Source organism: Methylobacterium tarhaniae, assembly GCF_001043955.1.
GTDB lineage: Bacteria > Pseudomonadota > Alphaproteobacteria > Rhizobiales > Beijerinckiaceae > Methylobacterium > Methylobacterium tarhaniae.
Map to the genome: position 1 here is coordinate 1 of NZ_LABZ01000001.1, position 24,211 is coordinate 24,211.

Here is a 24,211-nt window from a genome sequence, read left to right on the forward strand (position 1 = left end):
GCCCCGGCCTGCGGGCCGGTCCAGGGCAGGAGGAGGGCGAGCCAGAGCGCGGCGCGGCGGGTCATGCGGTGTCTCCCCATCGCTCGGGTCGGGATCACTCGCCGCCCCACGGGGCGGTCAGGGAGGGTACGAAGGGCGCCATCAGGGGCCCGGGCAGGCCGGCCTGGCGGACCGGGTTGGTCCAGGCGGCGGGCCCCTTCTGGGCGAGGCCGGCCGGCGGCGGCTCGGTCTCCCGGCTCGCGAGGTCCCGGCTTTCCTGCGCCTGGCGGTACAGGGCGCTCGCCTTCTCGGGATCGCCGCGCAGGCCGCGGACCTGCAGGGCGGCGAGCTTGTCGGGATCGTAGGTCTCGGCGAGGAGCGCCGTGGCCCGGGCGCTGCCGCTCCGGACGCCGAGGGTGAGGAAGAGCCGTGCACCGCTGATGTCGCCGCGCCCGAGCAGGATGGCCACCCGCGCCAGCAGCCGCTCTTCGTCGAGCGTCTCCCCGCCGCCGGCAGCGGCCTGCACGGATCCTCCCCGCGACGCCGCGCCGGGGCGGGTCTGGAACACCAGAGAGGGCTCTGTCCGCTGCGGGCCCGGCAGCCGCGCCTCGGCCGCCCGGTCGAGGCCGGCCTTCAGGCGATCGAGGCGCCCGCGCGTCTCGGCCGCTCCCTGCTCGGCGGCCTGCCGGCCCTGCTCGGCGCGGTCGCGGGCGCCGATGGCCTGGGCCTCGCGGGCGCTGGCCTCCGATCGGGCGACCTGGGCGGCGCGCAGGGCGACGGCGAGCCGGCGCAGGCCCGCCCGCATCATCGCCCGCTCCCGAGCCGCCGCGTCTGCCTGCGCCTGGCGGGCGCGCTGCGCGGTCTCGACGGCGGTCTCGAGCGCCGCGACGCGCTGGCGCGCCTCGGCGAGCGCCCCCGCCAGCTGCCCGGCCCGGGTGCGCTCCTCCGCGAGGGCCTGCCGACGCTCGTCGGCGGCCTCCTCGGCGGCCCGGCGAGCCTCCTCCGCGACGACGACGGCCGCCCGAGCCTGCGACGTGGCTCTCTCCTGCTCGTGGATCTGCGCGACGCGGGCCCGCAGGTCCTCGACCTCGGCCCGGGCGGCGATCAGCTCGCGCTGGGCCGCCATGGCGGCGTCCGAGAGGGCGTTGGCCCGGGCTTCCTCATGCTCCAGGCGCCCGCGGGCCGCGTCCGCCTCGGCCTCCGCCTGCCGCACCCGCGCCTCGGCCTGGCGCCGGACCTCGTCGAGGGACTGGCCGGTCCCGCCGGGCCGCCGAGCCTCGGCGGGTTGCGTCGCCGGGCGGTCCGGATCGCCCGCTTGCCGGGCCGGATCGCCCGCTTGCCGGGCCAGGATGACGCGCGCCTGCATCTGGCGCGGCACGCCGGCCCGGTCGGCCTCGGTGACGTCGCTCGCGGCCGGAGCCGTCGGTGGGGGCGCCGCGGGCGTCGGCCCGGTCTCCGGCGGGTTTCCCTCCATCGTCAGCGTCGCGCCGACCGCCGCCAGCGCCACGCAGCTTGCCAGGCCGAGCCAGAATTTCATGCCGCGCCCCTTCGGCTGGGCGGGCGGTCCCCGCGGGAGCCGCCGCGCCGTGTCGTCGACGGCCGACATTGGGCCTGCGCCGGCGGCCCGGGGCTATCTGCGCTATGGAGGCGGGCGGGACGGCCGCGCTTCCCCGAAAGGGGCAGGCGCGCGTCATCCTTCCGGGTTAGGCGAGGGCGCGCCGGATCGCGGCCCGGACCCGCTCGGGCGCCTCGAAGGGCAGGAAGTGGGTGGTGCCCGGCACCGTCTCGACCTCGACCGCTCCGCGGCCCTCGGCCAGCGCGCAGGTGCTGCCGGTCTCGGCCCGCAGGATCTCGGCCGGGCAGGACAGGCGCGCCAGCGCCCCCCAGGGGTCGTGCCCTTGCGCCAGGTAGCTCGACGCCTCCCAGGCTCCGCTGCAGGCGAGGGTGACGCCGCCGGGCGTATCGTGGAACCCGTCCGCCACGTAGTCGGCGAGCGTCGGCGCCGGCCAGGTGCGGAACGCGCCGCGCCCCGTATAGGCGGCGAGGGCCGCCGCCCGGGACGGGAAGTCGCTCCGCCGCTTCAGCGCGCCCTCGGCGAGGCCGGCATGGCCCTCTCCGCGCCGCTCCGGCGGCTGGATCACCGGGTCGAGGAGCACGAGGCGGCGCACCCGCTCCGGCCGCTCGGCGGCGGCCAGCAGCGAGGCCGTGCCGCCCATCGAGTGGCCGATCAGCACGAGCGGGCCCCCCTCCAGCCGGTCGAGGAGGGCGATCAGGTCGTTCGTGACGTCCTGCCAGTCCGTCCGTCCGGCGGGCTCCGCCGGCAGGGTGGAGCGGCCATGGCCGCGATGGTCGTAGGCCAGCACGCGGAGGTCGGCGAGGGGCTCGATCAGGCTGCGATAGGTGCGGGCGTTGAAGCCGTTGGCGTGCAGCAGGACCGCGTCCAGGGGCCGCTCCGCCGGCCCGAATTCCAGGACGGCCAGGCGCCCGCCCGACGCGTCGCCGATATCGATCATCCGCCGGACCAGACCGTCTTCGCTCACGCCCTCACCCCCTTCGGTCGCGCCAGGGCGGTGCCGGCGGCGCCGAGCGCCAGCAGCAGAGCCGTGCCGAGAAAAACCGCCCGCATGCCGACATGCCCGCCGACGAAGCCGCCCATGAGCGGCCCCAGAACCTGCCCGACGTATTGCGAGGAGGTGGAATAGCCAAGTACCGTCCCGGCCACCCGGTCGGGCACCGAGTGGCGGATCACGCTGGCGATGCAGGGCAGGAGCCCGCCGAGCGCCAGCCCCATCAGGAAGCGCAGGGCCACGAGCTGCCAGTCGCTCGTCACCAGCGCCTGCGGCACGAGGAGCAGGGCGGAGACCGTCAGGCTTCCGGTGATGACGGTCCAGGGGCCGATCCGGTCGGCGAGGCGGCCCAGCCGCGGCGCCGACAGGATGCTGCCCAGGGCGGTCGCCGACATCGCCAGCCCGGCGATCAGCGTGACACGGGCGGGATCGGCGGTCAGCTCGGCGACGTAGACGGTGATGATCGGCTCGACCGACATCACCGCCAGCATCAGGAGCATCCCGGTCGCCAGCATGGCGAGGGCCGGCCGCTTGTCCGGGATGCCGGCGAAGCCGCCGCCGGCCCGCGCGGATCTCGGCGGGCGCGGCTCCTCGCGGATCAGCAGCAGGGTGGCGAGGAAGGCGACGAAGATCACCCCGCCCGCCGCCAGGAAGGTGGCGCGGATGCCGATGAGCGGCGGCAGCACCCCGCCGACGAGCGGCCCGACGAGGTTGCCCGCCATGATGCCGGAGCCGAGCATCCCGAGCGCCCAGGCCGAGCGCGCCTTCGGCGTCTGCGTCGCCACCAGCACCGTCGAGCCCGAGGCGTAGCCGCCGAGCAGGCCGGCGAGCAGCCGCAGGCCCACGAGCTGCCAGACGTTGTCGGCCATGCCGATCAGCGACATCGCAACCGCCATGCCGAGGCTCGCGCGGATGAGCATCAGCTTGCGGCCGTAGAGATCGGCCAGCCGCCCCCAGAGCGGCGCCACCAGGGCGGCGCTGAGGAACGTCGCGCCGTAGGCCACCCCGGACCACTGGACGATGGCGGCCTGGTCCTTGACCCCGAGTTCCTCGACGTAGAGCGGCAGGAACGGCAGCAGCAGCGTCATCGCCACGAGGGTCGTGAACGAGCCGAACACGCAGACCGCGAGGTTGCGGCGCCAATGGGCGTCCTCCGGTGAAGTGTCCGGGACCGCCGCGCTGCTGTCGCGGGTCATCGTGTCGTTCCTCCCCCCCTCGCGCGCCGGGAGGATCGAGCGCGGGGAACCCCTCTCCCCCGCAGTGTACAGACCGGAGAGATGGGTAACACCCGTTCGGGGACATGGGTGACACGGGGATTGGGATTGCCCCGGATCGATGGTTCTTGCTCACTTTTCGTGGATGGCGGTGGATTGCCCCGGTCGGGTGATGAGCTGACCCAGCCTCCCCATCCTGGTTGGCATGCACATTCCCGTTGCCATCCCCGAGTGCCGGGTCACGCGTTTCGTCGAGCGACACGAGGATCACCTCGTCATCCCGATGCGGCTGGACGCGGCTGGCGGTCGATGCCCCGGCTCCGGTCATGCCAGCCGATCCGTCCATAGCCGCTACCAGCGCCCTCCCGCCGACCTGCCGGTACCGACATCGCAGACTAGGCTCCGGGTCGAGGTCCGGCGTTTCTACTGCCGCAACCCGACCTGCCGGCGCCGGACCTTCGCCGAGGCGCCCATGAGCTCTACCTGGCTCCGCCCGGCCGCGCCCTGGTGCTGTGCGTCGACGAGAAGCCCCGGATCCAGGCGGTGCAGGGCACGGCCCCGGCCTACCCGCTGCGGCCGGGCCACGCCGAGCGAACCACTCACGACCATCGCCGGTATGGGACGCTCGACCTGTTCGCGGCCCTCGACGTCAAGGCCGGCACGGTCATCGGCCGGCGTGAACGCCACCATCGTAGCGCCGAGCTCCGCGCGCTCCTGGATCAGGTCGAGCAATCCATTGCGCCGGATCCGGAGGTGCATCTGGTTCTCGACAACCTGAAGACGCACAAGACGACGTTGGTGCACGACTGGCTGGTTCGGCAGCCCCGGCTTCATCGTCATTTCACACCGACGAGGGCCTCGTGGCTCAACCTCGTCGAGTGCTGGTTCTCGGTGCTGAGCCGGCGTCGGCTGGAGCGTGGGGCCTTCACCAGCACGCAAGATCTGGAGGCGGCGATCCGCGGCTCCCTCGCCGAGACCAATGCTCGTCTCAAGCCGTCCGTCTGGACCAGTCCGCTGACGCAATCTTGGCCAGTGTCGCCCGCTTCTGCAAGTAGGCTTCTAACTCGGACTAATAGAAGCATTAAGATGGAACCTCGGCGCCATCCCGGGGCCGCGAAGCGGAACCCGGGATCCTTGACCGCCGACGATGCAGGACAAAACGGATAGCGTTCCACCTCATCTTGCAGCGTCGCGGTGATGGATCCCGGGTTCTCGCCTGCGACGAGCCCCGGGATGACGTCGAGGGTGAAATGTCTGTGGAGCATTGCTCCCGGCTTCAGTGGGCGTTCGCTCCGCCTTAGAGCGGCCGCTTCAGCATCCGCGCCACCAATCCCAGGATGCCTTCGCGGAACACCAGCACGCAGACCACGAACACCACGCCCTGGATGATCGTCACCCAGGCGCCGAACTGGGCCAGGTAGTTCTCCATCGCGATGATGACGAAGGAGCCGAGGATCGGGCCGAACACCGTGCCCATGCCGCCGACCAGCGTCATCAGCACCACCTCGCCCGACATCGACCAGTGCACGTCGGTGAGCGAGGCGAGCTGGAACACGATCGCCTTGGTCGATCCGGCGAGGCCCGCGAGCGTCGTCGAGAGCACGAAGACCGCGAGCTTGTACTGGTTGGCGCGGTAGCCCAGCGAGATGGCGCGGGGCTCGTTGTCGCGGATCGCCTTGAGCACCTGGCCGAACGGCGAGTGGATGATGCGGTAGATCAGCAAGAGGCCGAGGAAGAAGATCACCGCCACGAGCGCGTAGAGCACCCGGTCGTCGGCGAGGCTGATGACGCCGAACAGGTTGCCGCGCGGCACCGCCTGGATGCCGTCCTCGCCGCCGGTGAACTTCGCCTGGAGCGAGAAGAAGAACACCATCTGGGCGAGCGCCAGGGTGATCATCGAGAAGTAGATGCCCTGGCGGCGAATGGCGAGCGCACCGAAGACGAGGCCGAGCAGGGCCGCCACCAGGGTGCCGCCGATGATGGCGAGCTCCGGGGTCAGGCCCCAGACCTTGGCGGCGTAGGCGGTGACGTAGCTCGCCATGCCGAAATAGGCGGCGTGGCCGAAGGAGAGCAGGCCGCCGTAGCCGAGCAGCAGGTTGAAGGCCAGCGCGAACAGCGCGAAGCACAGCACCTTCATCAGGAAGACGGGATACAGGATGAAGGGCAGCACCGCGAGCAGGACCGCGATGATGACGAAGACGAGGCGATGGAACGCCTTGGTGTCCTTGCCCTCGGGCAGGGCGGTGGCGATGGGGGTGGCGTCGGTGGACGCCGCGGCGGAGGACATCGTGCGTGTTCCTTCAGGCGAGGCGGTCAGGCGGTGCGGCCGAACAGGCCGGCGGGCTTCACCAAGAGCACCAGCACCATGATAACGAAGATCACGGTCGAGGAGGCTTCCGGGTAGAACACCTTGGTCAGGCCCTCGATGAGCCCGAGGGTGAAGCCGGTGACGATGGAGCCGAGGATCGAGCCCATGCCGCCGATCACCACGACCGCGAAGACCACGATGATGATGTCGGCGCCCATGTTCGGGTTCACCGAGTAGACGGGTGCGGCGAGCACGCCCGCGAAGGCGGCGAGCGCCACGCCGAAGCCGTAGGTCAGCGTCAGCAGCAGGGGCACGTTGACGCCGAAGGCCTGGACCAGGGTCGGGTTCTCGGTGGCGGCCCGCAGGTAGGCGCCGAGCTTGGTCTTCTCGATGACGAGCCAGGTGGCGATGCAGACGACGAGGGAGGCGACGACGACCCAGCCGCGGTAGTTCGGCAGGAACATGAAGGGCAGGCGCTGGCCGCCCGACAGTTCCGAGGGGATCGCGTAGGGCAGGCCCGACACGCCGTACTCGTTGCGGAACAGGCCCTGGATGATCAGCGCGAGGCCGAAGGTCAGGAGCAGGCCGTAGAGGTGATCGAGCTTGTAGAGCCGCGAGATCAGCAGCCGCTCGAGGATCACCCCGAAGATGCCGACCACGATCGGCGCCAGGATCAGCGCCCACCAATAGCCGAGGCCGGCATAGTTCAGCAGCATCCAGGCGACGAAGGCGCCCATCATGTACTGGGCGCCGTGGGTGAAGTTGATGATGTTCAACAGCCCGAAGATGATCGCCAGCCCGAGCGACAGGATGGCGTAGAACGAGCCGTTGATGAGGCCGAGCAGGAGCTGGCCGAAGAGCGCCTGCATGGGGACGCCGAGGATCGTGGGCATGGGGTCTGGCGACTCGCGTGGGGACCGGGCCTGGTTCGGGGAGCCGGCGGCGCGTCGTGGCGCCGCCGGCGATCGCGTCGGGGATTTAGCTCTTGTTCACCAGCGGGCAGTTGCCCTGGTTGAGCGGGCGGAACGCCTCGGTGCCGGGGATCGTCGCCAGCGTCTTGTAGAGGTCCCACGGGCCCTTCGACTCGGCCGGCTTCTTGACCTCGAACAGGTACATGTCGTGGATCTTGCGGCCGTCGGCGCGGATCGTGCCCTTGCCGAAGAGCGGATCCTCGGTCGGCAGCTCCTTCATCTTCGCCACGACCTTCCCGCCGTCGGAGGCCGACTTCAGGGCCTCGACGGCCTTGAGGTAGTGGATCACGCCGGCATAGACGCCCGCCTGCACGGCGGTCGGCTTCTTGCCGCCGGCCTGCTTGGCGAAGCGGTCGGAGAAGGTCCGGGTGGCGTCGTTGAGGTCCCAGTAGAACGGCTCGGTGAGCACCAGCCCTTGAGCCACCTTCGGGGTGAGCGCGTGGATGTCGGAGGAGAAGATCAGCAGGCCGGCGATGGCCTGGCCGCCCTCGGTGATGCCGAACTCGGCCGCCTGCTTGATGGCGTTGATGGTGTCGCCGCCGGCATTCGCCAGACCGATCACCTTGGCGCCCGAGCCTTGGGCCTGGAGCAGGAAGGACGAGAAGTCGGCGGTCGGGAACGGCGTCTTGACCGCGCCGACCACCTTGCCGCCGTTCTTGACCACCACCTCGGTGGTGTCGCGCTGCAGCGCCTGGCCGAAGGCATAATCCGCGGTGAGGAAGAACCAGGTGCTGCCGCCGCGCTTCACCATCGCGCCGCCGGTGCCGTTGCCCAAAGCCACCGTGTCGTAGGTCCAGTGCACGGTGTTGGGCGAGCATTGCGGCCCGGTGAGGTCGGCGGTGCCGGCGCCCGAATTGATGAAGGCCTTGTTCTTCTCGCGCGTGACCTGGTTGATGGCGAGCGCCACCGAGGAGGTCGGCACGTCGAAGATCGCGTCGACGCCGTCGCGGTCGTACCATTGCCGGGCGATGGAGGCGCCGACATCGGGCTTGTTCTGGTGGTCGGCGGCGACGATCTCGACCTTCAAGCCCTTCTCCGCGGCCTTGAAGTCCTCCACCGCCATGCGGGCGGCGGCGACCGAGCCCTCGCCCGAGATGTCGGCGTAGACGCCCGAGCGGTCGTTCAGCACGCCGATCTTCACCGGCGTCTGCGCGAGCGCCTGGCTGGCGGCGACGGCACAGAACGCGCTGGCGAGCAACAACCGTTTCAGCATCGAGTATCCTCCCTGTCGGTGCCGCCCGCACGCGGCGGCTTTGCGTGCCTTGGTCTTGCGTGTCTTGGTCCGGCGGGCTTTGCGGCATCGCATGCCGTGCCCGCTTCTTCGTTAGGGTCTGACCCCGTCAGCCTGAGCCTGTGCGGCCTTGGCGACGAGCGGGCAACCGCCCTGGTCGAGGGGCCGGAAGGCCTCCGTCCCGGGGATCGTCGCCAGCGTCTTGTAGAGGTCCCACTCGCTCCTCGATTCGGCCGGCTTCTTGACCTCGAACAGGTACATGTCGTGGATCTTGCGGCCGTCGACGCGGATCGTGCCCTTGCCGAAGAGCGGATCCTCGGTCGGCAGTTCCTTCATCTTCGCCACGACCCTGGCCCCGTCATCGGCCCCCTGCACGGCCGCCACCGCCTTGAGGTAGTGGATCACGCCGGCATAGACCCCGGCCTGGGCGGCGGTGGGCTTGCGGCCGCCGAAGCGGCGGGCGAAGCGGTCGGAGAAGGCGCGGGTGGCGTCGTTGAGGTCCCAGTAGAACGGCTCCGTGAGCACCAGGCCTTGCGCCACCTTCGGGGTGAGCGAATGGATGTCGGAGGAGAAGATCAGCAGGCCGGCGAGCGCCTGGCCGCCCTCCGTCAGCCTCAGCCGCGCCGCCTCGCGCACGGCACCGATCGTGTCGCCGCCGGCATTGGCGAGCCCAATCACCTTGGCGCCCGAGGCTTGCGCCTGGCGGAGATACGGCACGAAGTCCGAGGCCGGGAACGGGGTCTTGACGCTGCCCAGCACCTTGCCGCCGTTGCGCAGGATCAGCGCCGTGGTGTCGCGCTGCACCGCCTCGCCGAAGGCGTAGTCCGCGGTGACGAAGAACCAGGTGTCGCCGCCGCGCTTGACCATCGCGCCGCCGGTGCCGTTCGCCAGCGCCACGGTGTCGAAGGTCCAGTGCACGGTGTTGGGCGAGCAATCCGGCCCGGTGAGGTCGGCGGTGCCGGCGCCCGAATCGACGAAGACCTTGTTCCTCTCCCGGGTGACCTGATGCACCGCGAGCGCCACCGAGGAGGTCGGCACGTCGAAGATCGCGTCGATCCCCTCTCGGTCGTACCAGACACGCGCGAGCGCCGCGCCCACGGCGGGCTTGTTCTGGTGGTCGCCGGCCACGACCTCGACCGCGAGGTCGCGGGCCTGCTGACGGAAATCCTCCACCGCCATGCGGGCGGCGACGACCGAGCCCTCACCCGAGATGTCGGCGTAGACGCCCGAACGGTCGTTCAGCACGCCGATCTTCACCGGCGCGATCCGCGCCGGAACCTGGGCAAGCGCTGCCACACTGGACGCAAGGCCCATCAGCAGGGCCGTGAGGAGGACCCGCGTCCGCATCACACGCCGAGATAGGTGTGCAGCTTGTCGATGTTGGCGTCGAGCTCGGCGTTCGGGATCATGTCGATGACCCGGCCCTGCTCGACCACGAAGTGCCGGTCGGCCACGGTCTGGGCGAAGCGGAAGTTCTGCTCCACCAGGATGATCGTGTAGCCCTCGGACTTCAGCCGGGCGATCGTCCGGCCGATCTGCTGCACGATGACCGGGGCGAGGCCTTCGGTCGGCTCGTCGAGCAGGATCAGCTTGGCGCCGGTGCGCAGGATGCGGCCGATGGCGAGCATCTGCTGCTCGCCGCCCGAGAGCTTGGTGCCCTGGCTGCCCGAGCGCTCCTTGAGGTTCGGGAACAGGGTGTAGATCTGGTCGACCGTCATCCCGCCGGGCTTCACCCGCGGCGGCAGCATCAGGTTCTCGTAGACCGACAGGCTCGAGAAGATGCCGCGCTCCTCCGGCACGTAACCCAAGCCCAGCTTGGCGATGTTGCGCGAGGCCATGCCGATGGTCTCGGTCCCGTCGTAGCGGATCGAGCCTTTCCGCTTGCCCAGGATGCCGATGATGGCGCGCAGGGTCGTGGTCTTGCCGGCGCCGTTGCGGCCGAGCAGGGTGACGACCTCGCCGGGCTTCACGTCGAAGGTGATGCCGTGCAGCACGTGGCTCTCGCCGTACCAGCCCTCCAGGCCCTGCACCGTCAGCAGCGGGGCGGCGCCCGCGCTGCCCGCGGGGGTCGGCTTCGTCATCACCGCCTCAGCCATGACCGGCTCCGATATAGGCTTCGACCACGCGGGGATCCTTCGACACGGTGGCGTAGTCGCCCTCCGCCAGCACCTGCCCGCGCGCCAGCACGGTGATGCGGTCGGAGAGCGAGGCGACGACCGAGAGGTTGTGCTCGACCATCAGGATGGTGCGGTTCGCCGAGACGCGGCGGATCAGGGCCGCGGTCCGGTCGACGTCCTCGTGGCCCATGCCGGCCATCGGCTCGTCGAGGAGCAGCATCTCCGGCTCCAGCGCCAGCGTGGTGGCGATCTCGAGCGCCCGCTTGCGGCCGTAGGACAGCTCCACCGCCGGGATGTCGGCGAAGTCCGAGAGGCCCACCGCCTCGACCAGCTGCAGCGCCTCCTGGTTGAGGGCGCGCAAAACCGTCTCGGAGCGCCAGAAATCGAACGAGTCGCCGCGCTTGCGCCGTTGCAGGGCGATGCGGACGTTCTCCTTGACGGTCAGGTGCGGGAAGACCGCCGAGATCTGGAACGAGCGCACCAGCCCGAGCCGGGCCACGTCCGCCGGCTTCATGCCGGTGATGTCGCGGCCGTTGTAGCGGATCGAGCCCGCCGACGGCGTCAGGAACTTCGTCAGCAGGTTGAAGCAGGTGGTCTTGCCGGCGCCGTTCGGGCCGATCAGCGCGTGGATGGTGCCGCGCTGCACCTCAAGCGTCACGCCGTTCACGGCGCGAAACCCCTTGAACTCCTTGGTCAGCCCCTCGGTGGACAGGACGATGTCCTGGCCCGCGGCACTCCCGCGGGGGCGCCCCTCAACGTGGGTGGTCGGTTGGGCCATGTTGGCGCGTCACCCCTGCGTTTCCTCGCTCGCGCTTATGCGCGTATCGCATAGCGAAACAGCATGTCGCCGAAGGAGTGTCAACGGGTCGACGGCGGGGTCATCCGAGGTTGTCAGGTCTTATTCGCGGCCGGGGCCGGCTCGGTGGCCGGGGTGAGCAGCGCCCGCGCCGCGCGGGTGAGAGGCCGTTCGACGTTGCGGTGCAACAGGATGGCGGCGGCCGTTGCGAGAGCGAGGATCGCCGCCACCAACGTCCCGGGCCCGAGACTCGCCGCGACCCCGGTCGCCTCGGCGATCACGCGCGAGGCCCGTACGACGAAGGGATGAGCCAGATAGAGTGCGTAGGACGCGTCTCCTACGATGACGGCCGGGCGGAGACGGCCCGCCGCAGGCCCCGAGGGCCCGAGCCCCGCGGCCGCGACGAGGAGGACGGCGGGTCCGCCCCAGGCGAGGCACCGGGGGAGGGCGGGAGCTTCGCCGGCGAGGGACAGGAGGGCGAGGCCCAGCCCCACCAGTGCGAGGCGCGCGGGTCCGGGCAGACGCAATCCCTCCTGCCGCGCCAGGGCGAGGGCGGCGCCGCAGCCGAATTCGAGGACGATCGGGTCGCTCCAGAACGCCAGCGGCACCGGCAGCGGCCCCGCCGTCAGCCCGATGAGGACGAGGCCGGCGAGGAGCGCGAGCACGCCGACCACCGCGCCCCGCCGTCCCCAGGGCAAGGCGAGGGCGAAGAGGGCGTAGAACGCCATCTCGTAGTTGAGCGTCCAGCCCAGCGAGTAGAGCGGCTGCACCGCCCCGTCGGCACGGGCCATCGGCCAGAACAGGTAGGAGGCCGTGAGATAGGCCGGCCCCTCGGCCCCGGCGCCGATGAGGCCGGGCCTCGCCCAAGCGAGGGCGAGATAGAGCGTGGTGGCGAGCCAGTAGAGCGGCACCACCCGGGCGATGCGGTGGGCAAGGAAGAGCTTTCGCGCATCCGGCCGCCCGTGCAGGGATGCCGCCGCGTGCACGATGATGAAGCCGGAAATGACGAAGAACACGTCGACCCCGGCCGGCCAGGGCAGCCAGCCCGCCGGCGCGTAGGGGAGCCCCGCCCGGGCGGCGAGGCCCGCGACCTCGAACTGCGCGTGGCCGGCCGCGACCATCAGGGCGGCCAGCGCCCGCAGGACCTGGATCAGCGGCAGGGGGGAGGGGCGTGTCACGGCGGGCCGGTCGCATCGCGTCTGCGCCCGGACGGTCCGGGACGTCGAGGGGTCGTCATACCGGAGGTGGTCGTCTCCCGGCCAGGGGCGGCCGGCCCGGATGATGACGCAGCGACGGGAACAATGTTCGCGAACGCTCGTTGTCCAGCCCGAAAGCGTCCGGCCAAGAATGCTCCTGGCAGTGGGAATGCTCCTGCCATCAGGAATACTCTTGCCAAGCCAGTCCGAACGAACGGCCCGATGTTCGGCCGTCGATCGAGTGTGACGCTCAAGAACAGAAATCCTGGAGATCACCGATGAAGAAGCTCGTTGCCCTGACCGGCCTCGCCGTTGCTCTCGCGACCCCCGCCTTTGCGCAGCCGGTCGGCAATTTCAACGAATTCCGCTCGATGGCGCTGATGTCGAACGCGTTCGAGGTCAAGTCGAGCCAGATCGCCCTCGAGAAGTCGCGCAACCCGCGGATCCGTGAATACGCCCGCGAGATGATCCGCGACCATCGCGCGGCCAACGTCGCCCTGCTCGGCGGCCGTGAGAACGTGGCCCGCGGCACCGGCGTCGGCGGCCTGATCGAGGCGCCCTTCGCCATCGCGGGCGGCGCGGTCGGCGCGGCCACGGGCGCGGCGGCCGGCGTGGTCGGCGGCACCCTGCAGGGCGGTCCGGTCGGCGGCCTCGAAGGCCTCGGCGCCGGTGCGGCCCGCGGCGCCCAGATCGGCGCGAACGCGGTCGATCTCGACGGCGACGTGACCACCACGGCGGCCACCCAGGTCGTCCCGCTGAGCCCGCAGCAGCAGGCGATGCTGGCCGAGCTCGCCGACACCCCGGCCGGCCCGGCCTTCGACCGCACCTATGCCCGCATGCAGGTGCAGGCGCACGGCATGACGGTCGCCAACTACCAGGCCTACGCCCAGTCCGGCCCGAACCCTGCCCTGCGCGCCTACGTCCAGCAGGCCCTGCCGGTGATGCAGCAGCATCTGGCCCACGCCCAGCGGCTGCCGGGCGCCCGCTAAGATCGCACGGTCGACCTGACGGAGCGGCGGGCCGGGAGGCCCGCCGTTTTCCGTGTCGGCACAGGGTGCCGCCCGGTGGGCGGCGACTCGCGCGGGCCCTCAGATCTCCACCGCTCCGATCGTCTCCTCGTCGAAGGCGACGCTTTTGACGATCGCCAGCACCGGCACGCCCGGGGCCAGCGCCAGTTCGTGGACGGCGAGCCGCGTCACCTCGGCGACCAGCCCGGCATCGCCGCAGGCGATCTCGACCCGGGCATGGGGGCCGTCACCGGGAACCACGGCGGTGACGATGCCCGACAGGACGTTGCGGGCGCTCAATCCCCGCGGCGCCTCGCGGGCCACCAGCACGTCGCGGGCCCGCACCCGCACCCGCAGGCCGGCCCCGACCGGCAGATCGAGGCGCGGCACGGTCAGGCCGCCGGGCGGGCCGTCGAGGCGGGTGAGGCCGAAGGCGTCGTCATGCGCCGTGATCCGCAGGTGCAGGAGGGCGCCGGTCTCGCCGGTCTCGCGGCCCGGGAAGAGGGCGCCCCGGCGCAGGACCTCGGCGGCGGGGCCGCAGGCCGCCACCTGGCCGTGGTCCAGCACCACCACGGTGTCGGCGAGGCGCGCCACCTCCGCGACCGCGTGGCTGACATAGACGATCGGCACCCGCGCCTCGTCGCGCAGCCGCGCCACGTAGGGCAGGATCTCGGCCTTGCGGGCCTCGTCGAGGGCCGAGAGCGGCTCGTCCATCAGCAGGAGCCGCGGGCGGGCCAGCAGCGCCCGGCCGATCGCGACCCGCTGGCGCTCTCCACCCGAGAGCCCGGCCGGCCGCCGGTCGAGCAGGGGGGTGATGCCCAGGAGATCGGCCACCGCCTCCAGGCTCGGCCCACCGGACCGCGCCCGCGCGAACCAGCGCCCGAACAGCAGGTTCTGGCGCACGCTCAGATGCGGCAGGAGCCGCGCCTCCTGGAAGACGTAGCCGATGCGGCGCCGGTGCACCGGCACCCGCACGCCGCGTTCCGTATCGAGGAGGGTGACGCCGTCGACCACCACCCGCCCGTGATCCGGCCGCACCAGTCCGGCGATCACGTCGACGAGGGTGGACTTGCCGGAGCCGGACCGCCCGAACAGGGCGGTGACGCGCCCCTCCGCCGTGAACGCCGCATCGAGCGCGAAGGCGCCGCGGGCGTGACGGACCGCGACCTCGATCATGGGGTAGGACCGATCATGCCCCGAGCCGCCGCCTGGCCCGCCGGGCCAGCCACTCGGAGGCGAGGAGCGCCGCCATCGACAGGGCGACCGAGACCAGGGTGAGGCGCAAGGCCCCCGCCTCGCCCCCCGGCACCTGGGTCAGGGTGTAGATCGCCGTGGGCAGGGTCTGGGTCTCGCCCGGGATGTTCGACACGAAGGTGATGGTGGCGCCGAACTCGCCCATCGCCTTGGCGAAGGCCAGGACCGCGCCGGCGAGGATCCCCGGCAGGGCGAGCGGCAGCGTGACCACGAGGAAGACCGCCGCCGGCGAGGCCCCGAGCGTGCCGGCGGCCTGTTCGAGCTTGCGATCGACCGCCTCGAGGGAGAGCCGCATCGCCCGTACCATCAGCGGAAAACCCATCACCGCGCAGGCGAGCGCCGCCCCGGTCCAGCGGAACGAGAACACGATGCCGATCTCGGCGAGCGCCGGCCCGAACAGGCCGCGGCGCCCGAAGGCGAGGAGCAGCAGGTAGCCGGTCACCACTGGCGGCAGGATCAGGGGCAGGTGGACCAGCCCGTCGAGGAGCGCCCGGCCACGGAACTCCCGGCGGGCGAGGAGATACGCCACGGCGAGGCCCGGCAGCAGGCTCGCCAGCGTCGCGACGCTCGCCACCAGCAGGCTGAGCTTGAGCGCGCTCCACTCGTCGGGGGTGAGGAACAGGGCGGAGGCTTCCCGGGGATCCGATCCCGCACCATGGCGGATCGGCGCCGGGAGTCCAGGCCCCGAACGGCAACGCTGGGTTTCAGCCCCACCAATTGATCCGCGCCGGCATTTGGGGCCTGTGGTGACGATCCACCCGCTTCCCGGAGGCCCGGATGATCACCTTCTACTTCAACGGCTCGCCCAACCCGACCAAGGTCGCGCTCTTCCTCGAAGAGGCGGGCCTGCCCTACGAGGCGGTGGCGGTGGATACCCGCAAGGGCGAGCAATTCGCGCCGGAGTTCCTCACGCTCAACCCGAACGGCAAGGTGCCGGTGATCGTCGACGACGGCATCGTGGTGTTCGATTCGAACGCGATCCTTCTCTACCTCGCCGAGAAGACCGGCCGCTTCCTCGCCCCGGCCTCGGAGCGCGGCGCCCTCCTGTCCTGGCTGATGTTCGTGGCGACGGGCATCGGGCCGTTCTCGGGCCAGGCGGTGCATTTCCGCCATTTCGCACCCGAGACGGTGGCTTACGCCGACGAGCGCTACCAGTTCGAGGTGAAGCGCCATTACGGCGTCCTCGACCAGCACCTCGCCGGGCGCGAGTGGATGGTGGGCGAGGCCTACGGGATCGTCGACATGGCGGTCTGGGGCTGGGCCCGGATGCTGCCCTTCGTGCTGGGCGAGGGCGCCTTCGAGGCTTTCCCGAACCTGAAGCGCCACACCGACGCCATCGCCGCCCGCCCGGCCGCCGCCAAGGCCGTCGCCCTGAAGGACCGCTTCACCTTCAAGACCGAGTGGGATGCCGAGGCGCGCGGGCACATGTTCAAGCATCTGAAGCCGGCCGTCTGAGCCGGCACCAGACATCAGGGAGGACACGCCATGAGATCGTTCGACAACCCGTTCAAGCGGGGCCTGGCCGAAGGCAAGCGGCAGGCCGGCCTGTGGATGACCACCGGCTCGCCCGGCATCACCGAACTCGCCGCCGGCGCCGGCTTCGCCTGGATGCTGATCGACATGGAGCATTCGCCCAACGACTTCATCCAGGTCGTCGACCACCTGCGAGCGGCCGAGGGCGGCACCGCCGAGCCGGTGGTGCGGGTGCCGTGGAACGAGCCGGTCCTGGTCAAGCGCCTGCTCGACCAGGGCGCCCGCTCGCTGATGTTCCCGTTCGTGCAGAACGCCGAGGAGGCGCGCCGGGCGGTCGCCGCGACGCGCTACCCGCCGCATGGCATCCGGGGCTTTGCCGGCACCTCCCGGGCCACCGGCTACGGCTTGCGGCCGGACTACCACGCCCGCTCGGGCGAGGAGGTCTGCGTGATCGTGCAGGTCGAGACGAAGGAGGCGCTGGAGGCCGCGGGCGAGATCGCGGCGGTGGAGGGCGTCGACGGCGTCTTCATCGGCCCGAACGACCTCGCCGCCAGCATGGGCCATCTCGGGGAGCCCAATGCGGCCCCGGTCCGCGCAGCGATCGCGGCGGCCCTGCCGCGGATCCGCGGGGCAGGCAAGGCGGCGGGACTGCTCAACTTCAACGAGGCCGGCGCCAAGGCCGATTTCGAGGCCGGATTCGGCTTCGTGGCGGTGGCCGGCGATGCCTTCCTGCTCGCCCGCGAGACGCAGCGGGTCGCGAAACTGTTCGATACCTGAATCACCGCTCCGGAGTCCTGCCGATGGCCGCCCTCGCGTTCCAACACCGCTTCGAGCCCGCCACCGAACCAGGCGCGGTGCCGCTCCTGCTCCTGCACGGCACCGGGGGCGACGAGGACGACCTGCTCCCCCTCGGCCGGGCCTTGTCGCCCGGGGCGGCCCTGCTCTCGCCCCGCGGCCAGGTGCTGGAGGGCGGCGCGCCGCGCTTCTTCCGCCGCCTCGCCGAGGGCGTGTTCGACGAGGCCGACGTGGTGCGCCGGGCCGGCGACCTCGCCGGCTTCGTCGCGGCGGCGCGGGCGGAATACGGCATCGCCGCGCCACTGGCCGTCGGCTTCTCGAACGGCGCCAACATCGCCGCCGCGCTGATGTTGCTGCATCCGGGCGTGCTCGCCGGCGCCGTGCTGCTGCGGGCGATGGTGCCGCTCTCGGACCCGCCGGCTGCGCGGCTCGCGGGCGAGCCGGTGCTGATCCTGTCGGGCCGGATGGACCCGATCGTGCCCGCCGACAACGCCGCGCGGCTGGCCGGGATGCTGACGCAAGCGGGCGCGACCGTCACCCACGAGGTGCTGCCGGCCGGTCACGGCCTGTCGCAGGCGGATCTGGTGCGGGCGAAGACGTGGCTGACGGGGAGGCCGTGACGGGAAGCGGAGGCCGATCGGGCTTTTCGATCCGGCGCCCGCACCCGACAGGCTTGCGCGTGTCAGTCCCGGACGATCCTGACGCCCTCCTGATCATCCCGGGCCCGCGCAGCGGAACCCGGGGATCCATAGCCGCCGAGGATTCAGAATGGGGCGGGATCCGATCCGCCTCATTCTCCACCGTCGGCGCTCATGCATCCCGGGTTCTCGCCTTCAGCGAGCCCCGGGACGACGGAGAGTGGTGTCAACCGGAGAGATGATCCGGGATCAATGATCTTTGCTCGCGCAGGATGCTTACTGCGCCGCGAAGAATTTCGGATCGAGCGCCGACAGCGCGAGCAGCGGCGCCGGCATCACCACCCCGGCGCGGCGGAGCGACTGCGCCGCCGCGCGGCAGGCCTGGATGTCGTTGGCTCCCGCCGCGGCATCGACCTGCGCGACTTGCTCAGGGCTCGGCTTCTTCTGCGCCGGCGCGCCGGCCGGAGCAGGCGCGGCCTGGGACTGGGCCTGCGCCTGACCTTGCGGACCGGCAGCGCCGGGGCCGGTCTGGGCCACCGGGCCGCTCAGGCCCGATTTCTGCTGCGTCTCGCCGGCGCCGCTGCTCGGCTGCTGCGCCGCGCCGCGGTCGGGCGCCTGCACGGCGGCGGTCGCGGGCTGCGGGGCGGTCGGGGCGGCGTCCGGCGCCTTCGGGTGCACGAAGGCGACGAGTTCCTGGCACAGATTCGCCGGCGGGCCGGCAGCGTGGGCCGAACCGACGCCAGCGGCGAGGCCGGCGGCGAGGATGACGATGCCGGTCCGGTTCACGAGCCCGCCTCCGCCTTGTGGTGCCCGGCCTTGCCCGGCTCCTTGATGTCGCCGGTCCAACGCGGGCCGACGAGGTTGGTGCCCGGATCCGAGACCCGGGCGCCCGAGGTGGCGAAGGCCTGGTAGGCGAAACGCTGATTCTCGCCGAGCAGGAAGCTCGCCGCGGTGGCGAGCACCAGGGCCGCCGCCACGGCGACCAGGAAGGCTTTCATCGCTCTCTCCGCACCCGCTATTCGGCCGGGACCTGACCGCGGCCGAGCTGCGGCCCGCTCGCGGTCTTGGCCTGCTGTTCCTTGACCCAGAGATCGTGGTGAACCTTGGCCCAGGCCAGATCCACCTCGCCGCTGCCCATGGCGTCGTAGGCGCCCTCCATGCCCAAGCTGCCGATATAGATGTGGGCCAGGATGCCGGCGATGAACACCACGCCGATCAGCGAGTGGATCACCTGCATGATCTGCATCCCGTTGATGTCCGTGACCGCGAACGGGAAGATCATCATGATGCCGGTGGCGCCCATGGCGAGGCCGAAGCCGACCACCATCCAGAACACCATCTTCTGGCCGGCATTGAAGCGGCCGGCGCTCGGATGCGCGTCGCCGAGGAGGCCGCCGCCCTGCTTGAGCCAGATCCAGTCGATCTTGCCCGGGATGTTGTCCTTGATCCACAGGACCAGCATGAACAGCACGCCGAGCATGAACGGCCAAGCGAGATAGATATGCGCGTACTTGCCATATTGGGCGAGCGTCGCGAACGCCTCCGGCCCGATCAAGGGCATCAGCAGGCGCTTGCCGAAAATGTAGTTCAACCCCGACAGCGACAGCACGATGAAGCAGGTCGCCGTCATCCAGTGCGAGAAGCGCTCGAAGCTGTTGAAGCGCAGGATCTTGCGCCCCGATTCCTCGCTGTGCTCGAGGCGGATGCGCCCGCGGGTGAAGTAGAACAGGCCGAGCGCCGCCAGCATGCCGAGCACCACCAGCCCGCCGATCCAGGGGAGCCAGGCTTCGCGGAACTCGCGCCATTCCCGGCCCTGCGGCTGGATCAGGTTGGCGGCGGTGGCGTTCGGGATCGAGATCCGGCCGTGGATCTTCGGGTCCTGCTTGAACAGCATCTCCTCGTTGACCGAGGAGGCGGTGGGGTTGGGGGCGCCGTCGGGGGCGCGCACCTGCGCGACGGCGGGGGCCGTCAGCGCCAGGGTCGCCGCCAGGAGGGCGATGGAGGTCAGCCTGCGCCGCATCGGCATTCTCTCCCTCAGATCGCGATCGTCTCGCGGTAGGCCGTCTTCCAGCCCCAGGCGCCCGAGCCGTAGCCGCGCTTGATCACCCGCTCCTTGTAGATCTGGGCGATCATCTCGCCGTCGCCGGCGAGCAGCGACTTGGTCGAGCACATCTCGGCGCAGAGCGGCAGCTTGCCCTCCGCCAGGCGGTTCGAGCCGTACTTCTCGTATTCGGCGACCGAGAGATCCGCCTCGGGGCCGCCCGAGCAGTAGGTGCACTTGTCCATCTTGCCGCGGGAGCCGAAATTTCCGACCCGCGGATATTGCGGCGCCCCGAACGGGCAGGCGTAGAAGCAATAGCCGCAGCCGATGCACAGGTCCTTGGAATGCAGCACCACGGCATCCGCCGTGGTGTAGAAGCAGTTCACCGGGCACACCGCCGCGCAGGGCGCGTCGGTGCAGTGCATGCAGGCCATCGAGACCGAGCGCTCGCCGGGCTTGCCGTCGTTGAGGGTGATGACCCGGCGACGGTTGATGCCCCACGGCACCTCGTGCTCGTTCTTGCAGGCGGTGACGCAGGCGTTGCACTCGATGCAGCGGTCCGCGTCGCAGAGGAACTTCATTCTGGCCATGAGGATCCCCCTTACGCCGCGCTGATCTGACAGAGGGTCACCTTGGTCTCCTGCATGCCCGTCACGGGATCGAAGCCGTAGGTGGTGACGGTGTTGACGCTCTCGCCGAGCACCACCGGGTCGGCGCCCTTCGGGTAGAAGTCGCGCATGTCCTTGCCCTGGTACCAGCCCGAGAAGTGGAACGGCATCCAGGCCACGCCCTTGGCGACGCGGTCGGTGACGAGCGCCTTCACCTTGGCCTTGGCGGTGTTCTCCGGGCCGTAGACCCAGACGAACTGGCCGTCCTTGATCCCGCGCTCGGCGGCATCCTGGGTGTTGACCTCGACGAACATGTCCTGCTGCAGCTCGGCGAGCCAGGGATTCGACCGGGTCTCCTCGCCGCCGCCCTCGTATTCGACGAGGCGGCCGGACGACAGGATGATCGGGAACTGCTTCGAGATCCCGCGATCGACCGCCGCCTTCTGCACCGAGAAGCCGACATTCGGCATCCGGAACTGCCGCTCGTCCGGCCGGGTCGGATACTTGGCGACGAGGTCGGGCCGCGGCGAGTAGATCGGCTCGCGGTGCACCGGCACCGGGTCGGGCAGGTTCCAGGCATTGGCCCGGGCCTTGCCGTTGCCGAACGGGATCACGCCGTGATCGAGGCAGACCCGCTGGATGCCGCCCGACAGGTCGGTGGCCCAGCTGACCGCGTCCGGGTTGTTGCCGCCGATCCGCTGGATCGTGGCGAGCTCGTCCGCCGTCAGGTCCTTGTCCCAGCCGAGCTTGCGGAACACCCCGAAGGTGAATTCCGGGTAGCCGTCGGTCAGGTCGGAGCCCTTGGAGAAGGAATCCTCGGCGAGCAGGGTCTGGCCGTTGCGCTCGGTGCCGAACCGGGCCCGGAAGGTGCCGCCGCCTTCCTTCACGTGGAGCGCGGTGTTGTAGAGGATGTGGGTGCCCGGGTGGCGGATCTCCGGCTTGCCCCAGCACGGCCACGGCAGGCCGTAATAGTCGCCGCCGACCTCCGGATCGTCCTTCGGTGCCCGCAGGGTGACGAGGTCGAACTTGTGCTGGTTCTTCATGTGCGCCTTCAGGCGCTCGGGGCTCTGGCCGCAATAGCCCGTCGACCAGCCGCCGCGGTTGATCTCCCGCAGCAGGTCCTCCGCCGACGGCACCCCGTCCACGACCTTGATGTTCTTGAACATCGCCTCGGCGAAGCCGAGCTTCTGGGCGATCCGGTAGATGACCTCGTAGTCGTTCTTCGACTCGAAGGCCGGCTTCACGATCTGCTCGCCCCATTGCAGGGAGCGGTTCGAGGCCGTGCGCGACCCGTCCATCTCGAGCGAGGTGCAGATCGGCAGCAGGTAGGTGTTGTCTTTCCTCGCATCCATCGCCGCGAAGGTGGTGGGATGCGGGTCGGCGACGACCAGCAGTTCCAGCTCCGCCATGCCCTTCACCGCCTCGGGCATCCGGGTCACGGTGTTGCCGCCGTGGCCGAACACCATCATGGCCTTGAGCGGCGTGCGCTGGTCGACCTGGTCGGCGGGCAGGCTCACCGCGTCGAACCACCGGGTCGAGGTGAGACCGGGGGTCTCCATGTTCTCCTTGCGCGAGCGGGCCTTGCGACCGGCGCTGGCGGGGACTTCATCGAAGCGCGATTGCAGCCAGTCGTACTCGACCTCCCAGACCCGGGCCCAGTGCTTCCAGCCGCCCTCGACGAGGCCGTAATAGAGCGGCAGCGTCGTCACATCGAGGCCGAGATCGGTCGCGCCCTGGACGTTGGTGTGGCCGCGGAAGATGTTGGCGCCGGTGCCCGGCTTGCCGACATTGCCGGTGGCGAGGCACAGGATGCAGAGCGCCCGCACGTTGGCGGTGCCGACCGTGTGCTGGGTCGCACCCATGCACCAGATCAGGGTCGAGGGCTTTTCCTTGGCGAACAGCTCGGCGACGCGCTTCAGCTGCTCGCCCGGCACGCCCGACACCCGCTCGACCTCGTCGGGCGTCCACTTGGCGACCTCCTTGCGCACGTCGTCCATGGCGTAGACGCGGCTCGCGATGAAATCCTTGTCCTCCCAGCCGTTCTGGAAGATGTGCCAGAGGATGCCCCAGATCACCGGGATGTCCGTCCCTGAGCGGATGCGGACGTATTCGGTCGCGTGCGCCGCCGTGCGGGTGAAGCGCGGATCGATGACGATCATGTTGGCGCGGTTGATCTCCTTGCCCGACAGCACGTGCTGCATGGAGATCGGGTGCGCCTCGGCGGGATTGCCGCCGAGGATGATCATCGTCTTGGCGTTGCGGATGTCGTTGTAGGAATTCGTCTGGGCGCCGTAGCCCCAGGTGTTGGCGACGCCCGCCACCGTGGTCGAGTGGCAGATGCGCGCCTGGTGGTCGACGTTGTTGGTGCCCCAGAACGCCCCGAACTTGCGGAACAGGTACGAGGCCTCGTTGGTGAACTTGGCCGAGCCGAGCCAGTAGACCGAATCCGCGCCGTTCTTGTTGCGGATCGCCTGGAGCTTGTCGGTGATCTCGGTGATCGCCTGGTCCCAGGAGATGCGCTGCCACTCGCCGTTCGCGAGCTTCATCGGATAGCGCAGGCGGCGGTCGCTGTGGACCAGCTCGCGGATCGCCGCGCCCTTGGCGCAGTGGGCGCCGCGGTTGATCGGGCTCTCCCAGGACGGCTCCTGGCCGACCCAGACGCCGTTGACGACTTCCGCCGTCACCGTGCAGCCGACCGAGCAGTGGGTGCAGACGTTCTTGCGGATCACGGCCTTCGGATCGGCGGACGAGCCGGCGGCCTGGGCCTGCCGCACCGCGCCGAGCCGCACCGTGCCGAGGGCCGCGAGCCCGCCGGCCGCGAGACCCGATTTCCGCAGGAAGCCGCGGCGGTCGAGGGTGTGGGCGGTCAGGCCCGCGGCGAGGGCCTGGTGGCTGCCGCGGCCCGCAACGCCGCTCCTGCGCTTGGTCAGCATCGCCGGTCTCACTTCTTCAGCGTCTCGTAGCCGTTGGTGCGGTAGAAGGCCTTCACGTGGTCGGTCTCGCGGTAGCGCGACCGGGTCTCGGCGTTGCCGGGATCGTAGGCCTGGGCCTCGGTGGTGCCGAGCGGCACGGACGCGACCGCGGCCGCCGCCGCGGCGGTGCCGCCGCCGAGCGCACGGAAGAATTGCCGCCGCCCGATTCCGGCCTCGCCGTCCTTCCGGGTCTTGTCGTCCTGCCCCATGGCGGCTCTCCTCTTCGTATCCGCTTCCCGGCCCATCTCGCGCTGGCTCACGTCACGCCTCCATGGCGAAGGCTTCGGCCTCGACCGTCGTGAACACCTCGCCGAGCTGGCCGACCGCACGGTAGAACGGGGTCCCGGCCTGCGCCGCAACGTCGGTGAAGAAACGCCCGATCCACGGTTTCAGATGCCGCTCGAAGAAGCGGTGATCGGTCCCGGGTTCGGCCGGCAGGCGCTTCGCGGCGAGGGCCGCCATCACCTCGAGGAGGGTGGCCGCATGGTCCTCCGGCTCGCTCGACGACGGATCGCGCTCGAGCCCGAGTTCCGCGAAATCCTGGCGCACGCGGGCGAGCGGCCGCTCGTTGAGGAAGCCGGTGAGGTAATAGGAGGCGTAGGGCATGATCAGCCCGCGCCCGACGCCGACGAACAGGGCGAAGTAGTCGCGGCCGATCTCGCGGGACTCGGCGTCGCGGGCGGCGCGGCCGAGGGCGGCATGGGCCTGGCCCAGCGGCGTCGCGTCACCGTCGAGGCCCTGGAGAGCCGTGAGAAGGTCCGGCTTCGGCGCGCGCCCGAGCAGCGCAGCGAGGAGGTCGTATTCCTGCGCACGCAGAGCGTCGATCTCGTCGATCGGATCGGGCTCCTGGTTCACCATCACCTCGCGCAACGCGGTTCCAGCCCCTCGGTGGCTGCGGGCTTGCCGGCCTCTCCATCATTTGGAGGATGCCGCGCCCCGTGGCCGGCACCATAGCGAGGATTCGGTCGGGCGCAATTCGACTTTCTAACGCTTCAAATCGGCAGGGCCCCGCCATGGCGTCGCAGGCGGGGCGGGGAGGGGGCG

At 70.8% G+C, this 24,211-nt stretch carries 23 protein-coding genes and 2 pseudogenes; 6 read left to right on the forward strand and 19 right to left on the reverse strand.

The genetic code is table 11. The features are described from left to right. Positions 1-94: 94 nt before the first annotated feature. The 3 genes from VQ03_RS00005 to VQ03_RS00015 all read right to left on the reverse strand — a co-directional run bounded on the left by VQ03_RS00005 (position 95) and on the right by VQ03_RS00015 (position 3,742). On the reverse strand, positions 95-1,516 hold the full coding sequence (locus VQ03_RS00005) for a coiled-coil domain-containing protein (protein ID WP_157063871.1): 1,422 nt from the start codon (positions 1,514-1,516) through the stop codon (positions 95-97). Positions 1,517-1,682: 166 nt separating this feature from the next. Beyond that, positions 1,683-2,519 (reverse strand): alpha/beta fold hydrolase, encoded by an 837-nt coding sequence (locus VQ03_RS00010; RefSeq protein ID WP_245291904.1) that lies wholly within the window; start codon positions 2,517-2,519, stop codon positions 1,683-1,685. Then, on the reverse strand, positions 2,516-3,742 hold the full coding sequence (locus VQ03_RS00015) for an MFS transporter (protein ID WP_048448794.1): 1,227 nt from the start codon (positions 3,740-3,742) through the stop codon (positions 2,516-2,518). The genes VQ03_RS00010 and VQ03_RS00015 overlap by 4 nt, the downstream gene beginning before the upstream one ends. A 301-nt stretch (positions 3,743-4,043) precedes the next feature. Between VQ03_RS00015 and VQ03_RS35200 the strand changes: the two are divergent. Next, positions 4,044-4,136 (forward strand): annotated as a pseudogene (locus VQ03_RS35200) (hypothetical protein); the annotation flags it as partial. 101 nt (positions 4,137-4,237) lie between these two features. Further along, positions 4,238-4,815 (forward strand): annotated as a pseudogene (locus VQ03_RS32475) (IS630 family transposase); the annotation flags it as partial. A 242-nt stretch (positions 4,816-5,057) separates the two neighbouring features. Here VQ03_RS32475 and VQ03_RS00025 read toward each other — a convergent pair. The 7 genes from VQ03_RS00025 to VQ03_RS00055 form a co-directional block, all read right to left on the reverse strand. Then, a complete protein-coding gene (locus VQ03_RS00025; RefSeq protein ID WP_048448796.1) occupies positions 5,058-6,047 on the reverse strand; it encodes a branched-chain amino acid ABC transporter permease in 990 nt (329 codons plus the stop codon). A gap of 26 nt (positions 6,048-6,073) precedes the next feature. After that, positions 6,074-6,961 carry a branched-chain amino acid ABC transporter permease gene (locus VQ03_RS00030; protein WP_048448797.1) on the reverse strand — a complete coding sequence of 296 codons (888 nt, stop codon included), beginning with the start codon at positions 6,959-6,961 and terminating at the stop codon, positions 6,074-6,076. A gap of 85 nt (positions 6,962-7,046) precedes the next feature. Next, entirely contained in the window at positions 7,047-8,252 is a 1,206-nt protein-coding gene (locus VQ03_RS00035; RefSeq protein ID WP_048448798.1) for an ABC transporter substrate-binding protein, read from the reverse strand. A 111-nt stretch (positions 8,253-8,363) separates the two neighbouring features. Continuing rightward, positions 8,364-9,617, reverse strand: coding sequence for an ABC transporter substrate-binding protein (locus VQ03_RS00040; RefSeq protein WP_083467658.1), 1,254 nt, complete (start codon positions 9,615-9,617; stop codon positions 8,364-8,366). After that, positions 9,617-10,366 carry an ABC transporter ATP-binding protein gene (locus VQ03_RS00045; protein ID WP_048448799.1) on the reverse strand — a complete coding sequence of 250 codons (750 nt, stop codon included), beginning with the start codon at positions 10,364-10,366 and terminating at the stop codon, positions 9,617-9,619. The genes VQ03_RS00040 and VQ03_RS00045 overlap by 1 nt, the downstream gene beginning before the upstream one ends. Further along, on the reverse strand, positions 10,359-11,165 hold the full coding sequence (locus VQ03_RS00050) for an ABC transporter ATP-binding protein (RefSeq protein ID WP_048448800.1): 807 nt from the start codon (positions 11,163-11,165) through the stop codon (positions 10,359-10,361). Before VQ03_RS00050 ends, VQ03_RS00045 begins: the two co-directional genes overlap by 8 nt. A gap of 113 nt (positions 11,166-11,278) precedes the next feature. Further along, on the reverse strand, positions 11,279-12,361 hold the full coding sequence (locus VQ03_RS00055; RefSeq protein ID WP_245291905.1) for an acyltransferase family protein: 1,083 nt from the start codon (positions 12,359-12,361) through the stop codon (positions 11,279-11,281). Positions 12,362-12,657: 296 nt separating this feature from the next. On the opposite strand from VQ03_RS00055, the gene VQ03_RS00060 reads away from it, so the two are divergent. Next, a complete protein-coding gene (locus VQ03_RS00060) occupies positions 12,658-13,368 on the forward strand; it encodes a DUF4142 domain-containing protein (RefSeq protein WP_048448801.1) in 711 nt (236 codons plus the stop codon). Positions 13,369-13,467: 99 nt separating this feature from the next. Here the strand turns inward: VQ03_RS00060 and modC are convergent, their stop codons facing one another. After that, a complete protein-coding gene (gene modC / locus VQ03_RS00065; RefSeq protein ID WP_048448802.1) occupies positions 13,468-14,562 on the reverse strand; it encodes a molybdenum ABC transporter ATP-binding protein in 1,095 nt (364 codons plus the stop codon). Between the two features lie 13 nt (positions 14,563-14,575). Further along, positions 14,576-15,262 carry a molybdate ABC transporter permease subunit gene (gene modB, locus VQ03_RS00070; protein WP_048448803.1) on the reverse strand — a complete coding sequence of 229 codons (687 nt, stop codon included), beginning with the start codon at positions 15,260-15,262 and terminating at the stop codon, positions 14,576-14,578. A gap of 155 nt (positions 15,263-15,417) precedes the next feature. Here modB and VQ03_RS00075 point away from each other — a divergent pair, with 155 nt between their 5' ends. From VQ03_RS00075 to VQ03_RS00085, 3 genes are read left to right on the forward strand one after another with little or no spacing between them, the layout of a single operon-like run. Continuing rightward, a complete protein-coding gene (locus VQ03_RS00075) occupies positions 15,418-16,095 on the forward strand; it encodes a glutathione S-transferase family protein (RefSeq protein WP_048448804.1) in 678 nt (225 codons plus the stop codon). 30 nt (positions 16,096-16,125) lie between these two features. After that, positions 16,126-16,890, forward strand: a complete 765-nt coding sequence (locus tag VQ03_RS00080; protein ID WP_048448805.1) for an HpcH/HpaI aldolase family protein — start codon at positions 16,126-16,128, stop codon at positions 16,888-16,890. A gap of 23 nt (positions 16,891-16,913) precedes the next feature. After that, on the forward strand, positions 16,914-17,528 hold the full coding sequence (locus VQ03_RS00085) for an alpha/beta hydrolase (RefSeq protein WP_048448806.1): 615 nt from the start codon (positions 16,914-16,916) through the stop codon (positions 17,526-17,528). A gap of 294 nt (positions 17,529-17,822) precedes the next feature. On the opposite strand, the gene VQ03_RS00090 is transcribed toward VQ03_RS00085, so the two are convergent. From VQ03_RS00090 to VQ03_RS00120, 7 genes are read right to left on the reverse strand one after another with little or no spacing between them, the layout of a single operon-like run. Next, a complete protein-coding gene (locus tag VQ03_RS00090; RefSeq protein WP_048448807.1) occupies positions 17,823-18,332 on the reverse strand; it encodes a hypothetical protein in 510 nt (169 codons plus the stop codon). Next, on the reverse strand, positions 18,329-18,544 hold the full coding sequence (locus tag VQ03_RS00095) for a hypothetical protein (RefSeq protein WP_048448808.1): 216 nt from the start codon (positions 18,542-18,544) through the stop codon (positions 18,329-18,331). The genes VQ03_RS00090 and VQ03_RS00095 overlap by 4 nt, the downstream gene beginning before the upstream one ends. Before the next feature lie 17 nt (positions 18,545-18,561). Further along, a complete protein-coding gene (locus VQ03_RS00100; RefSeq protein ID WP_048448815.1) occupies positions 18,562-19,566 on the reverse strand; it encodes a formate dehydrogenase subunit gamma in 1,005 nt (334 codons plus the stop codon). A 14-nt stretch (positions 19,567-19,580) separates the two neighbouring features. Then, on the reverse strand, positions 19,581-20,177 hold the full coding sequence (gene fdh3B, locus VQ03_RS00105; RefSeq protein ID WP_048448809.1) for a formate dehydrogenase FDH3 subunit beta: 597 nt from the start codon (positions 20,175-20,177) through the stop codon (positions 19,581-19,583). Between the two features lie 11 nt (positions 20,178-20,188). Then, the gene (locus VQ03_RS00110) at positions 20,189-23,128 is read right to left on the reverse strand and encodes a formate dehydrogenase subunit alpha (RefSeq protein ID WP_048448810.1); all 2,940 of its coding nucleotides are present in this window, start codon (positions 23,126-23,128) and stop codon (positions 20,189-20,191) included. Between the two features lie 8 nt (positions 23,129-23,136). Beyond that, positions 23,137-23,376, reverse strand: coding sequence for a formate dehydrogenase (locus VQ03_RS00115; protein ID WP_048448811.1), 240 nt, complete (start codon positions 23,374-23,376; stop codon positions 23,137-23,139). 52 nt (positions 23,377-23,428) lie between these two features. After that, positions 23,429-24,025: a TorD/DmsD family molecular chaperone gene (locus tag VQ03_RS00120; protein ID WP_048448816.1), complete on the reverse strand. Its 597-nt coding sequence runs from the start codon at positions 24,023-24,025 to the stop codon at positions 23,429-23,431. Positions 24,026-24,211 lie beyond the last annotated feature (186 nt).